Origin of the sequence: Paenibacillus koleovorans NBRC 103111 (assembly GCF_004000845.1) — a bacterium.
Classification (GTDB): domain Bacteria; phylum Bacillota; class Bacilli; order Paenibacillales; family NBRC-103111; genus Paenibacillus_AA; species Paenibacillus_AA koleovorans.
This window is the reverse complement of record NZ_BIMA01000086.1, coordinates 16,946-31,358: the sequence shown is the minus strand read 5'-3', so window position 1 is coordinate 31,358 and position 14,413 is coordinate 16,946. Positions and strand designations below refer to the sequence as shown.

At 59.0% G+C, this 14,413-nt stretch carries 9 protein-coding genes; 8 read left to right on the top strand and 1 reads right to left on the bottom strand.

Annotated features, from left to right (window positions below):
- Positions 1-163 precede the first annotated feature (163 nt).
- The 7 genes from PKO02S_RS23330 to PKO02S_RS23300 all read left to right on the top strand — a co-directional run bounded on the left by PKO02S_RS23330 (position 164) and on the right by PKO02S_RS23300 (position 8,750).
- Complete coding sequence (locus tag PKO02S_RS23330; protein ID WP_127586710.1) at positions 164-1,204, top strand: BMP family lipoprotein; 1,041 nt, start codon at positions 164-166, stop codon at positions 1,202-1,204.
- Positions 1,205-1,236: 32 nt separating this feature from the next.
- The gene (locus tag PKO02S_RS23325; protein WP_127586706.1) at positions 1,237-2,820 is read left to right on the top strand and encodes an ABC transporter ATP-binding protein; all 1,584 of its coding nucleotides are present in this window, start codon (positions 1,237-1,239) and stop codon (positions 2,818-2,820) included.
- The gene (locus PKO02S_RS23320) at positions 2,817-3,902 is read left to right on the top strand and encodes an ABC transporter permease (RefSeq protein ID WP_127586704.1); all 1,086 of its coding nucleotides are present in this window, start codon (positions 2,817-2,819) and stop codon (positions 3,900-3,902) included. The genes PKO02S_RS23325 and PKO02S_RS23320 overlap by 4 nt, the downstream gene beginning before the upstream one ends.
- On the top strand, positions 3,889-4,851 hold the full coding sequence (locus PKO02S_RS23315) for an ABC transporter permease (RefSeq protein ID WP_127586702.1): 963 nt from the start codon (positions 3,889-3,891) through the stop codon (positions 4,849-4,851). Before PKO02S_RS23320 ends, PKO02S_RS23315 begins: the two co-directional genes overlap by 14 nt.
- 104 nt (positions 4,852-4,955) lie before the next feature.
- Positions 4,956-5,873, top strand: a complete 918-nt coding sequence (locus tag PKO02S_RS23310) for an AraC family transcriptional regulator (protein WP_164821629.1) — start codon at positions 4,956-4,958, stop codon at positions 5,871-5,873.
- A 108-nt stretch (positions 5,874-5,981) separates the two neighbouring features.
- Positions 5,982-7,061, top strand: coding sequence for a Gfo/Idh/MocA family protein (locus PKO02S_RS23305; protein ID WP_127586698.1), 1,080 nt, complete (start codon positions 5,982-5,984; stop codon positions 7,059-7,061).
- Positions 7,062-8,093: 1,032 nt separating this feature from the next.
- Entirely contained in the window at positions 8,094-8,750 is a 657-nt protein-coding gene (locus PKO02S_RS23300) for an ankyrin repeat domain-containing protein (protein WP_127586696.1), read from the top strand.
- Between the two features lie 271 nt (positions 8,751-9,021).
- Here PKO02S_RS23300 and PKO02S_RS23295 read toward each other — a convergent pair whose 3' ends face one another.
- On the bottom strand, positions 9,022-9,699 hold the full coding sequence (locus tag PKO02S_RS23295) for a uracil-DNA glycosylase (protein WP_127586694.1): 678 nt from the start codon (positions 9,697-9,699) through the stop codon (positions 9,022-9,024).
- Between the two features lie 102 nt (positions 9,700-9,801).
- Between PKO02S_RS23295 and PKO02S_RS23290 the strand changes: the two genes are divergently transcribed.
- Positions 9,802-14,337 carry a DEAD/DEAH box helicase gene (locus PKO02S_RS23290; protein ID WP_246067227.1) on the top strand — a complete coding sequence of 1,512 codons (4,536 nt, stop codon included), beginning with the start codon at positions 9,802-9,804 and terminating at the stop codon, positions 14,335-14,337.
- Positions 14,338-14,413 lie beyond the last annotated feature (76 nt).

Sequence of the window (14,413 nt, the reverse complement as noted above, 5' to 3'; positions counted from 1 at the left end):
CGCCAACTGAACACTCACGCCAGAGGGCCTTCCGCCAGGACGGTTTTTATTTGATCCTGGGCGTTTTTCATAATTTTGCTGGGAAATTGCCATAATACGGGTGGTGTGGCAATAGCAGAATTCCATTGAAGCGCAAAGGAGACGGGTACAAGTGAAAAAAAGGATGTTTATGCTGCTAATCGCAGTCCTGCTGGTTGCCGCGGGCTGCGCCCAAAAGCCGAAGGAAGGGGGGACGGCTACGCCGTCGCCGACGACCGGCACGAATCAAGGCGGGGGCACCCCGAAGGCGGCCGATTACAAATTCGGCATGGTGACCGACGTAGGCGGCGTGAACGACAAGTCGTTCAACCAAGCGGCATGGGAAGGGCTGCAGAAGCTCAACAAGGATACCGGCGCGAACGTAAAATATTTGCAAAGCAAATCGGACGCCGAGTATGCGACCAACTTGACGCAATTCGTGAAAGATAATTATTCGCTGTCCTGGGGGATCGGCTTTCTGCTCGGGGATGCGATCAAGACGGTAGCGACGCAAAATCCGAACGCGAAGCTTGCCATCGTCGATAACGTGGTGGACGCGCCAAATGTGAAGTCCGTTGTGTTCGCCGAGAACGAAGGCTCTTACCTGGTAGGCGTTGTTGCGGGCATGACGACGAAATCGAACAAGATCGGGTTCGTGGGAGGCATCGAATCGCCGCTTATCAAACGGTTCGAGGCGGGTTTCACCGCCGGCATCAAAGCGGTCAATCCAAGCGCAACCGTGATCGTGAACTATACCGGCGCCTTCGACAAACCGGACTTGGGCAAAACGACGGCCGCCACGCAATACAACAGCGGTGCGGACATCATTTTCCACGCCTCCGGCGCGACCGGGAACGGCGTCTTCAATGAGGCGAAGGACCGCAACCGCGCCGGCGACAAAAAAGTATGGGTCATCGGCGTAGACCGCGACCAATCGCTCGAATTCGGCGACGATGTGACGTTGACCTCGATGGTGAAACGCGTCGACTTGGCGGTCGAGCGCATCTCGAAGGAAGTGATGGACGGCCAGTTCAAGCCGGGCACGACAACCGCACTGGCACTGAAGGACGACGCGGTCGGCATTCCGGAAACATCGAAGAAAAACGTCAGCGCAGACATTTTGAAGAAGGTGGAAGAGTACAAGGCCAAAATCGTAAGCGGTGAAATCAAGGTGCCGACGGCATAAGCAACTACGGCGTTACCGGAAAGGATGGTTCGATGATGGCAGCGTCTGCGGTTGTAGAGCTCCGGCAAATAACGAAGCGATTCCCGGGCATCGTAGCGAACGACTCGATCTCCTTCTCGCTGGAGAAAGGCGAGATTCACGCGCTGCTCGGCGAGAACGGGGCGGGCAAGTCCACGCTGATGAACATCCTGTTCGGCTTGTACCAGCCGGATGAAGGGCAAATCCTCGTCCGCGGCAGCGAAGTCGCCATCGACAGCCCGAACAAGGCGATCGAGCTCGGCATCGGCATGGTGCATCAGCATTTCAAGCTGGTGCAGCCGTTCACGGTGACGGAGAACATTATCCTCGGCATGGAGCCGGTCAGAGGCGGGTCGATCGACTACCGGACGGCGGCGGCCAAGGTGGAGCAGCTGTCGAAGCAATACGGATTGATGGTCGACCCCCATACCCGCGTGGAGAAAACATCGGTCGGCATGCAGCAGCGGGTCGAGATTGTGAAGGTGCTTTATCGAGGCGCCGACATTCTGATTTTCGACGAGCCGACCGCCGTGCTGACTCCCCAGGAAATAACCGAGCTGATGGGCATTCTGCGCAATCTCGCGGCAGAAGGCAAGTCGATCATTCTTATTACGCACAAGCTGAAAGAGATTATGGAGATCGCGGACCGGGTAACGATTATTCGGCGCGGCAAAGTGATCGATACGGTGCGGAAAGCGGAAACGCAGGCATCCGTGCTGGCGGAAAAAATGGTGGGCCGAAGCGTCAGCTTCAAGGTAGCGAAGGCGAAAGCGAAGCCAGGCAAGCCGGTGCTGGAAGTGAGCGGCTTGCGCACCGGGGGAGGTCGGGGAGCTTCGGCGCTCAAGGAGCTGAGTTTCGAGGTACGGGGCGGCGAAATTCTCGGCATCGCAGGCGTAGACGGCAACGGGCAGAAGGAGCTGATCGAGGCGCTGACCGGCCTGGAGCGGGTGGACGGCGGCTCGATCAAGCTGCTCGGCACCGAGCTTGCGAACCGAACGCCACGGACGATGTCCGAAGCCGGCATCTCCCACATCCCGGAAGATCGGCACAAACACGGGCTTGTACTCGATTTCGGCATGAATGAGAACATGGTGCTAAGTACATACTTCCGCCCGATCTACACGCGGGGACCGTTTCTTAACCATAATGCGATCGACAAACACGCATCCAAGCTGATCGAGGAGTTCGACGTGCGGACGCCGAGCTTGTATACGAAGGCGCGGTCGCTCTCGGGAGGCAATCAGCAAAAGGCGATCATCGCCCGGGAGATCGACAAAAACCCGGATCTGCTGATCGCCGCTCAACCGACACGCGGCCTGGATGTAGGAGCGATTGAGTTCGTGCATCGGCGCCTGATTGAGCAGCGGGATCAGGGGAAAGCCGTGCTGCTCATTTCCTATGAGATGGATGAAATTATTAACGTGTCCGACCGCATCGCAGTCATCTGCAACGGCCGGTTAGTCGGCGAGGTGCTGCCGGAGGAGACGAACGATCGCGAGCTTGGGCTCATGATGTCCGGCAGCGCGGATAGGTCAGGCGATACGGCAGGTGCGTTGCACGCTGAAACGGAACCGACGACGGGAGGGGACAGCCGATGAACAAGCTACTACGTTTCGCCTCCCGGGATTCCGCGCTTGTCCCGTTAGTTGCCATCCTGATGGGGCTCGTCATCGGCGCAATCGTCATGCTGATCGGCGGCTACAACCCGCTCACTGCCTATTGGGCGCTGCTGACCAAGGTGTTCGGCAACGCTTATGACTTCGGCGAAGCGATCGTCGGCATCACTCCGCTCATCATGACGGGATTGGCTGTTGGCTTTGCCTTCCGGGCGGGCCTGTTCAATATCGGCGGGGAAGGACAATTTATCGCGGGAGCGACTGGCGCTGCGTTCATCGGCGTCAAGCTGAACGGGCTTCCTTGGATTGTGCATGCTCCGCTTGCCGTCGTCGTCGGAGCGATCCTAGGCGGTCTCTGGGGCGCCATCGCCGGCTACTTGAAAGCCAAACGAGGCGTCAACGAAGTGATCACGACAATAATGCTGAACTTCACGGCGTTGAATTTGGCGAACTACTTGATCAAGAAGTTCATCGAGCAGAAGGGCCAATCGCGGTCTCTGCCGGTGCAGGAAAGCGCCTCGCTCAGCATGCCGCGGTTGTCGGAGTGGTTCGACAATGCCCGCCTGCATTGGGGCGTGTTCATCGCGATCGCGGCCGCCATGGTGTTCTACGTCCTGCTGTGGAAGACGAAGCAGGGATACGAGCTGCGCGCGGTAGGGCACAATGCGAACGCAGCCCATTATGCGGGGATGAACGTCAACCGGAACGTAGTGAAGGCGATGTTCATCTCCGGTATGTTCGCCGGGCTGGCCGGCGTGTTCGAGGTGCTGGGCGTCTTCCATTACCAGGTAATCGCGGCTGCTTCCCCCGGCTACGGGTTCGACGGCATCGCCGTAGCGTTGCTCGGGATGAATCACCCGCTCGGCGTCGTGCTGGCCGCCTGTTTGTTCGGCGTGCTGAACTACGGCTCCGTCGGCATGAGCTTCGTCGCGGATGTACCGCCGGAAATCATTCGCGTCGTGATCGGCTCCGTCATTTTCTTCGTGGCTGCCCAAGGGATTGTCCGCTATGTGATCGCGCCGATGAGGAAACGCGGGAGAGGAGCGGCGAATGGAAATTCTTAATACGATCGGCCAACTGATCAACATCACGCTGGTGTATTCCACGGCGCTCGTATTCGCTGCGCTCGGCGGCATTTTCTCGGAGCGGTCGGGCATCGTCAACATCGGCCTCGAAGGGTTGATGACGGTCGGCGCATTCGGCGCGGCCATCTCGGTGTATTACCTAGACGAAGCCGGGGCCGGTGCGTCCGCGCCTTGGATCGGCTTGCTGGCAGCGATCGTCTGCGGCCTAGTGTTCTCGCTCATCCATGCGGTGGCGACGATCACGTTCCGGGCTGATCAAGTTGTGAGCGGGGTTGTGGTCAACTTTCTCGCGGCCGGCCTTTGCGTATTTCTCGTCAAGCTGCTATTCGAGGGAGCCGGGCAGACAGATACGCTGAACACCGTGTTCGGCAAATGGGACATTCCGGGGTTGTCCGACCTGCCTTTCTTGGGGCAGGCGCTTTTCTACTTTTACCCGACGACGTATATCGCTATCGCGCTTGTAGTGCTGACCTGGTACGTCCTGTTCAAAACGCCGTTCGGTTTGCGTCTACGCGCGGTGGGCGAACATCCGGGCGCGGCGGATACGGTGGGGGTGAAGGTCAACCGGATTCGGTACATGGGCGTGATGCTGAGCGGGATGCTGTCCGGGCTTGGCGGAGCGACGATCACTTTGACGACGACTAGCAGCTTTTCGCACAATACCGTGTCCGGTCAAGGATTTATTGCCCTGGCGGCAATGATTTTCGGCAAATGGCATCCGGTCGGCGCTTTAGGGGCGGCGCTGTTTTTCGGCTTCGCGCAAGCGCTTCGCGTGTTTCTGCAGCAGTACCCGTTTGCCCGGAGTATCCCGTCGGAATTTTTCTATGCGCTGCCATATGTGCTGACGATTCTGGTATTGGCCGGCACGGTAGGACGCGCCGCTCCGCCGGCTTCGCTCGGCACGCCGTACGATCCTTCCAAACGCTAACGCTCGGCTGTCTGGCAGTCATTGGGAGCAAATAGCGGTTGTTCCTTCCGTCCATTTGTACTATGCTAGAATTGTGCAATTACCCGGGGCGGGAGGCCTTCACGATGGATACGTTCCTATATGAATACAAAAATCAGAAGACCGAAGGCTATCCGTTCAAATTTATCCGCAATACGTGCGAAATGAAGCAGCCGGTTCACCGGCACGACTATATTCAGATCGCTTATGTGATGAAAGGCGTATGCAACCACTATTTCCAAGGCAAATCGCTGACGGTGGGGCAAGGCGACATGTTCATCATTCCGCCGGGCTCCGAGCATTGCCTCCGTTCGTTCGAGGACAAGGAATACGAGATGATTTTGATCGATTTCACGCCGTTTCTGCTCCGTGACGAGATGGAGTCTTTCTCCGATTCGATTGTATGGAAGCTGCAGCATCGCGAAAACCCGGACGCTCCGACGGAATGGGCGCAAGCCTGGGTCCATATCGGGAAAGACAAGCAGCCTTTGGTCGAGCAGCTTTTTCTGGACATCCAGGAGGAGTTCGAGAATCGCGAGCAAGGCTACGAATATTCCACCCGTATCAGTCTGATCAAGCTGCTTCTGCTCATCGATCGCGAATCCCGCAAGGCGCAGCGTCGGTCGACCGGTACACCCGTACGTCTGCAGCAACGCCCGTTCGGCGGTGTGATCCAATACATTTGCGACAATTACGGGGAAGACATTCCGCTGGAAAAAGCAGCCGAGCTGGCCGGCATGACCTCCGCCTATTTCAGTCATGCATTCAAGAAGGAAACGGGCCAATCGTTCGTCGAGTTCGTGCACGAGGTACGCATCGAGCGGGCGATGGAGCTCATCCGGCAAGGCGTGCATTCCATGACTCAAATTTGCTTCCAGGTCGGGTTCCGCCATGTGAGCCATTTTATCCGGACGTTTAAGAAGCGGACGGGAATTACGCCTACGGATTATAAGAAGACGTTTGCAGGCGGTCCGGCTCTGAGGCCGATAACTAGCAAAAAATAAAGCAATCCGATGAATAAAATAGTGCAAGCCGTTCGAAACCGCGCAGGGTTATAGTACTTGTAGCGGTTTTTTTTGCATCTATCCGATTACGAAAAGAGGATGATATACATGAGTCAATTGCTTAAAGTAGGCATTATCGGACAAGGCCGCAGCGGCCGCAACATTCATGCGCACGGGATTCTTCGCGAGCCGGAGAAGTACGTGATTACAGCAGTAGCGGACGGTCTGGAAGAGCGCCGCGCCCGCGCAGTCGAAGAGTTCGGCTGCAACGCATACGCTACGTGGGAGGAAATGGTCGAGAACGAGCAACTGGATCTGGTCGTCAACGCATCGCCGAGCGATCTGCACTTCCCGATTTCGCTCGACCTGCTGAACCGCGGTGTGAACGTGCTGTGCGAGAAGCCATTGGCCAAGACGCCTGAGGAAGTCGACCAGTTGATCGCCGCTTCCAAGAAATCCGGCGCATACCTTGCCGTGTTCCAGCAATCGCGCTACATGCCGGCGTTCCAGAAAATTCGCAGCATTATTGATTCCGGCGTGCTGGGTCGCATCGTGCAAGTGGATTCCACGAGCAACGGCTTCGCCCGCCGCTGGGACTGGCAGACGCTGCAGAGCAACAACGGCGGCAACTTGATGAACACCGGCCCGCATCCGGTTGACCAAGCGTTGCAGCTGTTTGGCACGGACATCATGCCTGACGTTACTTGCATCATGGATCGCGCGAACACGTTCGGCGATGCCGAGGACTACGTAAAGATTATTCTTCGCGGCCCGGGACGTCCGGTGATCGACATCGAGATTTCGTCCTGCTCGCTGTTTCCTCGCGCGCAGTTCACGATCCAAGGCACGAAAGGCGGCTTGACCGGCAATACGCAATCGCTCACTTGGAAGTACTTCAAGTCCGAGGAAGCGCCGGAGCAAGTGCTGACCACGAAGCCGATTATCAACGAGAACGGCGAGCCGGCCTACTGCCGCGAGGCGCTGACTTGGTACGAGGAAAAGTGGGAGCTTGAGCTGCCGGAAGGGTTTGCCGCATTCGAAATTATGACGAACACGCTTTACAAGAAGCTGTACGCCACGCTGACCGAAGGCGCTGCGCTGGAGATTACGCCAGAGCAAGTGCGCCAGCAAATGGCCGTCATGGAAGAGTGCCGCCGTCAAAATCCGCATATTTATACAACGGCTTAATAGTGTTGGGGAACCGTCTGGATCGAGAGCGATCCGGGCGGTTATTTGTTGTTCGGCAGGGTGGGGGCGGAGTTCGGATGGAGCTTGATGGCGAACAGAAGTAGAATAATTGTACAACTGAGGCGACGGAGGTTTGGGTTTTTGTCAGATGTACAAGGTTTGTACAACTGGGGGCCAGAATCGGCTTAATTTCGGCTCAGATGTATAAGAATTGTACACCTTACTCTTCATTTTGCAGTTCAGATGTCGATTTCTTATACTTTGACCGGAAAAAGTAGCCCGACTTTGAGGCAGTTGTACAAAACCTATACATCTGAGGCCGGTTTTCGGACATTTTTGGCTTCAGTTGTATAATATCTGTACATCTGCATGGGGCGGGGTTACGGGTGAACGTCACCCGCTTATTTGACCGGGTTCCTTGCTTCAACCCCACTATCTGCTTCACTCATCAGAATACCCTACCTTGTCCGCTACCGACCACGTCAACCACCAAGTAGCCCGTTTTACCCTGCATCGCCTGCCATCGGCCGCGCCATGCTCCAAGTAGACCAAGTATTACCCTACATAGCTTGCCATCAGCCGAGTCAGGATTTAAGCAGCCCCATTTTTTACCATACATTTACTTCATCGGCCGAGTCAGGCATCAAGTAGCCCCACTTTTACCCTTCATCGCCTGCCATAGGCCGAGCCATGCTCCAAGTAGCCCATCTTTACCCTGCATCACCTTCCATCGACCGAGCCTCGCTCCAAGTAGCCCCATTTTTACCATACATCTACTCCCATCGGCCGAGTCAGGCTTCAAGTAGCCCCATTTTTACCCTACATTGCCTGCTGTTGAACACGCCACCAACTAAGCTGGCCTAATATTATCCAATGTCCCCCGCCACCACCCGTCACCCACCGCGTCATCCACCAAGTTGTCCTGTGAGCGAATTTTCGGACAACCTGTGGGGGAGCAATCGCATTGGCTGTCCATATCCGTTATACTACAACTAGTAGTTTGACAGTTGGCCTAGAGGAGGCGGACCGCGAATGGGACAAGCGGAATTATTCGAAGCGGTGAAGCGAAAAGACTTGGAGACGGTAACGAGAACGTGCGCCGAACGTCCCGAGCTGGTGAACATGCGCGATGCGCAAGGGAACAGCCCGATCCTGCTGGCGGCGTACTATGGTGCGCGCGAGGTCATGGCATATTTGCTGGAAGCCGGGGCGCTGCTGAACGTGTACGAGGCTTGCGCACTTGGCAAGCTGGAGACGGTTCGGAGCATCGTCACGCTCCACCCGGAGCTGCTGAACAGCTACGCACATGACGGCTTCACGCCGCTCGGGCTGGCCGCCTTCTTCGGGCATCAGGATGTGGCGCTGTTCTTGATTTTGCAAGGCGCGGATGTGAAGACGCCGTCGTACAACACGATGCGAGTGCAGCCGCTGCACAGCGCAGCCGCCACCCGGCAGCTCGCCGTAGCCGAGCTGCTGCTCCGCCACGGCGCGGACGCGAACGCGCGCCAGCACTTGGGCTGGACGCCGCTGCACAGCGCGGCGCACAACAAGCAGGCGGAAATGGTCCGCCTGCTGCTGAAGTACGGCGCCGACCCGGAGGCGCCGAATGAAGCCGGGCTGACGCCGCGGGCGATGGCCGAACAGACCGGCGAAGCAGCGCTAGTCGAGCTGCTGCAGCCGAAGGCATAGGCTGGAGGGCAAGACATTGAGCTGCCAAGCTGAAGACAAGGGCTTGGGCAAGGCAACGAGCTGCTGCAGCCGAAGGCATAGGCTGGAGGGCAAGGCATTGAGCTGCTATGGCTGAAGACAAGGGCTTGGGCAAGGCAACGAGCTGCTGCAGCCGAAGGCATAGGCTGGAGCAACGCAAGCGGCGAGCCGTGGCAGTCGATGTGGCGCGTGCCCATCCCGCCTCAGCCTTGCCGTACAGCCTTGCCGTACAGCCTCGCCGTACAGCCTCGCCTTACAGCTCCGGCAGCCGCCAGTCGATCGGCTCGCTGCCGATTTGCTGCAAGTATTGATTGATGCGGGAGAACGGCCGGCTGCCGAAGAAGCCGCGATGCGCCGACAACGGGCTAGGATGCGGCGACTGGATGATGAAATGGCGGCTCGTGTCGATCATCTGCCGCTTTTGCTGCGCGTGGCTGCCCCACAGCACGAAAATGACGGGCTGCTGGCGCGCATTCAAGGTTGCGATCACCCGATCGGTGAATAGTTCCCAGCCTTTGCCCTTATGCGAGTTTGGAGTGCTTTCGCGGACGGTCAGCACCGTATTCAGCATGAGCACGCCTTGCTGCGCCCAATGGAGCAAATAGCCGTGTTTAGCGATCGGGATGCCGAGGTCGGATTGGAGCTCCTTGAACATGTTCTGCAGCGACGGCGGAGCCGGAACGCCAGGTTGGACGGAGAAGCTCAAGCCATGAGCCTGGCCTGGTCCATGATAGGGATCTTGGCCGAGAATCATGGCTTTCGTCGAGGCATACCCCGTTGCGTGAAGCGCGGCGAAAATTGAGTACATGTCCGGATAGACCGGACTGGAGCGGTATTCCTGCGCCAGAAATTGGCGAAGCTGTTTGTAATAGGGCTTCTCGAACTCGTCCTCGAGGAGAGGCGCCCAGTCGTTAGTGAGAATCGCAGCCATGGGAAGAGGAAGTCCTTTCGTTTCGAATGGATTGGAATGATTTCATAAGGTGCAGTCTGTCTAGTATTCTATCATACTCGCAAGAGAAAGGAGAGATGCCGTATGCCGCAGCCGGTTCAAGAGCCGATGGCAGGAATTGAGCATCCGGTAGTCCGCGGTTGGTTTCTGGAAAAGTTCGGGCGTCCGACCGACGTGCAACGCCGCGCCTGGCCGGCCATCCAAGACGGAGCCGCTGTCCTGATCGCCGCGCCGACCGGCTCCGGCAAGACGCTCTCCGCGATTTTGCCTTGTCTTGACCGGATCGCCGTGCAGAAGCTCGACGCCTTAGCCGAGGAGGGGAAACGCCGGAAAGGCGTCAAACTGCTCTATATTACGCCGCTCAAAGCTTTGAACAACGACATCCACCATCATCTGTTCGGATTTCTTGCCGAGATGGACGCCTACGCCGCGCATCGTCAACTCGATTGGTCCGGCATCAGCGTCGGTATTCGCACAGGCGATACGACCCAGAGCACGCGCGCCTCCATGATCAAACATCCGCCGGATGTGCTTGTCACAACGCCGGAGTCGCTGTATTTGCTGCTCGCTTCCGAGAAGGCGAGAGAGATGCTGCGGACGGTGGAGCGGATCATCGTCGACGAGATTCACCAAGTGGCGGCCGATAAACGCGGCCTGCACATGTCCGTGTCGCTGGAGCGTCTCGCCGAATGGTGCGGCCGCGAGCCTCAGCGCATCGGCGTGTCGGCGACGATTCGGCCGTTGCCGCGGGTCGGCGCTTTTCTGGCGGGGTATGACGAAGCAGGCAAACAGCGGGAAATGGTCATCGTCGAGAGTCCGATGGACAAGCGGTTCGACTTGACCGTGACGATGCCCGACTCGTACAAACGGCGCAGCAAGACGGACGATACGGCGGCTTGGACGCCGCTCGTCGAGCTGCTGCTGCACAAGATGGAGGGCAGCCGGTCGGTGCTCGTCTTCGTGAACAACCGGCGGCTGTGCGAGCGGCTGACGCTCTGGCTGAACGACTACGCCGGCTACGAGATGGCCCGCTCGCATCACGGCAGCGTCTCGCGCGAGAAGCGACTCGACGTCGAGCGCGCATTGAAGGCCGGCGAGCTGCGCTGCCTCGTGGCGACCGCCTCGCTCGAGCTCGGCATCGACGTCGGCCACATCGATCTGGTTGTCCAGATCGATTCGCCGCAGAGCGCCGCGGCCGGCATCCAGCGCATCGGCCGCGCCGGCCACAGCGTCGGCGACGTGAGCCGCGGCGTCATCGTCGCCCGCGAGCCCGGCGCGCTCGCCGAATGCGCGCTGCTCGCCCGCGACATCGCGGCGCGTGCGATTGAGGACATCCGCATCCCCGAAGGGGATTGGGATGTCCTCGCGCAGCAGCTGGCCGCGATGTCGGCCGCAGGCCCGGTCGCCGCAGAACGCGCGTATGCGCTGCTGCGGCGCAGCTATGGCTTCCGGTCGCTGACACGGAAGCGGATGACAGGCGCGCTCCAAGTGCTGTCCGGCTACTATCCGTTCTGCAAGCCGGTGCTCGATTGGGAGCGCGAAGACAACCCCAGCCACGCAGCCGACACGATGCTCGGCGCCTTGCAACCGCGTGCCAACACGAAGATGGCCGTCTTGCTAGGAGCGGGCACGATCCCTCAAAGCTCGGCGTACCCGGTCTATCATCAAGATTCCCGCATCCAGCTCGGGGAGCTCGATGAAGAATTCGTGCATGAGAGCCGGGTGGGAGACGTTTTCCAGCTCGGGACGTCCTCCTGGCGCATCCAATCGATCCAGAACGATCGCATCACCGTGTCGGAGACAGCCAATGCCTACAGCGAAATTCCGTTCTGGCGTGGCGAAGGAGCCGGCCGTTCATACGACACATCGCTGCGGCTGGGGGCTATGCAGCGGGAATTGCTCGAAATGCTAAACGAAGGCGAAGACGTCGCGGAGGCGTGGCTCGCGAGCAGCTTCAAGCTGGAGCCTGACGCAGCGGAGCGGGTTGCCGCCTTGGTCGCCCGTCAGCGCGACGCCTGCGCCGTCCCGACGGACCGGCATATCGTCATCGAGCAATACAAGGACGATGTGCAGCATGTGCATCTGGTCATACATAGCCTGCAAGGCAAAAGGGTGAACCGGACGTGGCAGCTCGTTCTGCAGCGGGCGTTCGAGCAGGCGCTGCCTTACCGCTTCTTCACGTACGCCAAGGAGAACGGAATCGAGTTCGTGTTCCCGCAATGGGACAGCTCCTGGATGGAGCTGCTCCGCGGAGTGACGGCCGACCGCGTCGAGTCGCTGCTGCGGGAATCGCTGGGCGCCTCGCCCCTGCTGGGCGTCACGTTCCGCCGGCTGGCGGAGACGTCGCTCTTGCTCGCCAGAAGCTACACCCGCATGCCGCAATGGGTCAAGCGGCTGCGCAGCGAAGCGTTGCTGCGAGAGGCGCTGCCGTTTGCCGATCAATTCCCGCTAATCCGGGAGGCGATGGACGTCTGCCTGGAGACGATGATGGACGCCCCGCATCTGATGCGGACATTGCGCGGGATCGAGGATGGTACGATTCGGGTGTCCGTCTTCCAGAACGCTGCGCCATCTCCCTATGCGATACAATTCATGTCGGAGTTCGCCGGGCAGCAAATTTACGAGTCGGAGGCGTTCTCCAAGGATATCCAGCTGCAGCTGCTAAGCGTCAGCCGCGAAGCGGCAGTGCGGACGTTCGGCGCGGAAACGGTGCAGCAGCTCGTCGGAGCCCTGCTGAACGAGAGCGGCGAGATGGACTGGGACGCCGCGAACGGAAGCTCGTCACAACGCCATGCCGCTGCAGATGGCGCCGAGGACCTGTACCGGCTGCTCAAACAACGCGGCGACGCCACTACAGACGAGCTGGAGCGCTGGACAGCTCCAAACGACGAGCAACCGGAGCCATCGATCCGTCACTTGCTGATGCAACTAAAGCATCACAATCGCGTTACCTCCATCCGGATAGCCGGAGAAGAACGTTGGATTTGCGCGGACGAGCTCGTGACGTACCGTTCCTTTCCCGCTGAGCCCCAATCCATCACCTTCATATTAAGACGTTACGTGGACCGTCAGCTGTATGTCACCATGAACCAGTTGCGTACCCGGTATGAGCTAGACCGTACTCATGTGCAGCAGCTGTTCGAGGAGTGGGCGGCTCAGGGCGAGCTGGAGCCTTCGCCGTTCGCCGATCCGAGCGAGTCGGAGTCCGCGAACGACGCAGACCGACTCTGGACGAGCCGCCACGCCTCGGAGCAAATCATCCGCCTGTCGGCGAGCCGCATCCGGAAAAACGCGGAGCCCGTGGAGCCGCAGCGCCTATGCGAGCGTATGCTGGAGCTTCAGCTCGTGCAGCCGAGGGCGGAGGAGAGGGGCGCGGACGGCTTGCGCCTCGTCATCGAGAAGCTGCAAGGCGTCTTCCTGCCGATGACGCATTGGGAATCGATCGTATTCCCGACCCGACTGCCGGACTACCGCAAGGAATGGCTGGATCAGCTGTGCGCGATGGGGGAGGTGCTCTGGATCGGCCACCGGGGGGAGGGGGAGAAGGAAGGGCGTGTCTCCTTTTTCCTGACGAATGAAGAAGCGAAGCCTCTATACCGACCGTTGCTGCAGGCGAAACAAAACCGGCCAGAGCCTGGCGAGGATCGGCACCATGCGCTCCTGGAGCTGCTGCGCAGCCGCGGGGCGAGCTTCCTGACGGCGCTTAGTCGGGAAATCGGAGCCGTTCCCTCCGAGCTGCTGGCTCAACTGGTCGAGCTCGCCTGGGAAGGATACGTATCGAACGATCAGTTCGCGCCGATCCGGATGCATGGGCAAGCTCCAGCTGGCGGCAGCCGATCATCGAAGCCGCCGTCCAGAAGCGCCGGAAGAGGAGCCGCTTTCCAATCCGGTCTGGGCCGCTGGTATTTGCTGGAGTCTTTAGCTTCCGAACCGCAGCACCAGGCTGCGAATTCCTCCCTCAGCACGAAACGATCCGAGTCCACTGTTTCCGTCTGGATGCAGCATCTCATCGACAGCAACGGCCTTTTCACAAGAGGAATGTTGGCCGAGCGCCTGAACATGGCGACAGAGCAGCTGGACGAGCCAATCCGACAACTGGAGTCTTGGGGGCTGCTGACACGCGGGTTATGGGTGAAAGGGTTGCAGGAGCTTCAATTTTCTACGCCGCCTCAGATCGAAGCGCTGCGACGGAACATGCGGATCGACAAGGGTCAGACCAACAACCTCGTCCTCAGCGCGGTGGACCCCGCGAATCCGTACGGCTCGTTGATACCGTGGCCGGAGGCGATGGCTGGACCTGCTTTCGCACGCAAAAGCGGCAACTTTCTCGTTCTCCGCGACGGACGCCTTTCGCTCTGGATCGAGAACAACGGCAGGCGGTTTTACTCATTACCCGGTCTCTCAGAAGACCCTTTAACACCCCTGGTACTGGCGTCGATCATCCGCACTCTATATCGGCTTAGCGGTGTCCGCAAGCTCGTCATCGATAGCTGGAACGGGGTCCCCGTTGCGAATTCGGACCTCCAGGAGCCGCTTAAACAGCTCGGAGCGGAGCGGGACCGCAACTCGGCGGTTATTTGGTTGAGCAGCGTCAGCTCGAGCGCGTTCGCCAAACCATAGCTACTTCCAACCTTCCTCCTGACCAACCGCATCGGTTGGCAGAAGTGAAGGCTTTTTCTATTTTAAGTAAATTTTC

What these genes read in the sequence shown, in the direction of transcription:
- PKO02S_RS23315 (WP_127586702.1), top strand. Translation starts at nt 3,889, where the DNA reads ATGGAAATTCTTAATACGATCGGCCAACTGATCAACATCACGCTGGTG.
- PKO02S_RS23310 (WP_164821629.1), top strand. Translation starts at nt 4,956, where the DNA reads ATGGATACGTTCCTATATGAATACAAAAATCAGAAGACCGAAGGCTAT.
- PKO02S_RS23300 (WP_127586696.1), top strand. Translation starts at nt 8,094, where the DNA reads ATGGGACAAGCGGAATTATTCGAAGCGGTGAAGCGAAAAGACTTGGAG.
- PKO02S_RS23290 (WP_246067227.1), top strand. Translation starts at nt 9,802, where the DNA reads ATGCCGCAGCCGGTTCAAGAGCCGATGGCAGGAATTGAGCATCCGGTA.
- PKO02S_RS23325 (WP_127586706.1), top strand. Translation starts at nt 1,237, where the DNA reads ATGATGGCAGCGTCTGCGGTTGTAGAGCTCCGGCAAATAACGAAGCGA.
- PKO02S_RS23305 (WP_127586698.1), top strand. Translation starts at nt 5,982, where the DNA reads ATGAGTCAATTGCTTAAAGTAGGCATTATCGGACAAGGCCGCAGCGGC.
- PKO02S_RS23320 (WP_127586704.1), top strand. Translation starts at nt 2,817, where the DNA reads ATGAACAAGCTACTACGTTTCGCCTCCCGGGATTCCGCGCTTGTCCCG.
- PKO02S_RS23330 (WP_127586710.1), top strand. Translation starts at nt 164, where the DNA reads ATGTTTATGCTGCTAATCGCAGTCCTGCTGGTTGCCGCGGGCTGCGCC.
- PKO02S_RS23295 (WP_127586694.1), bottom strand. Translation starts at nt 9,699, where the DNA reads ATGGCTGCGATTCTCACTAACGACTGGGCGCCTCTCCTCGAGGACGAG.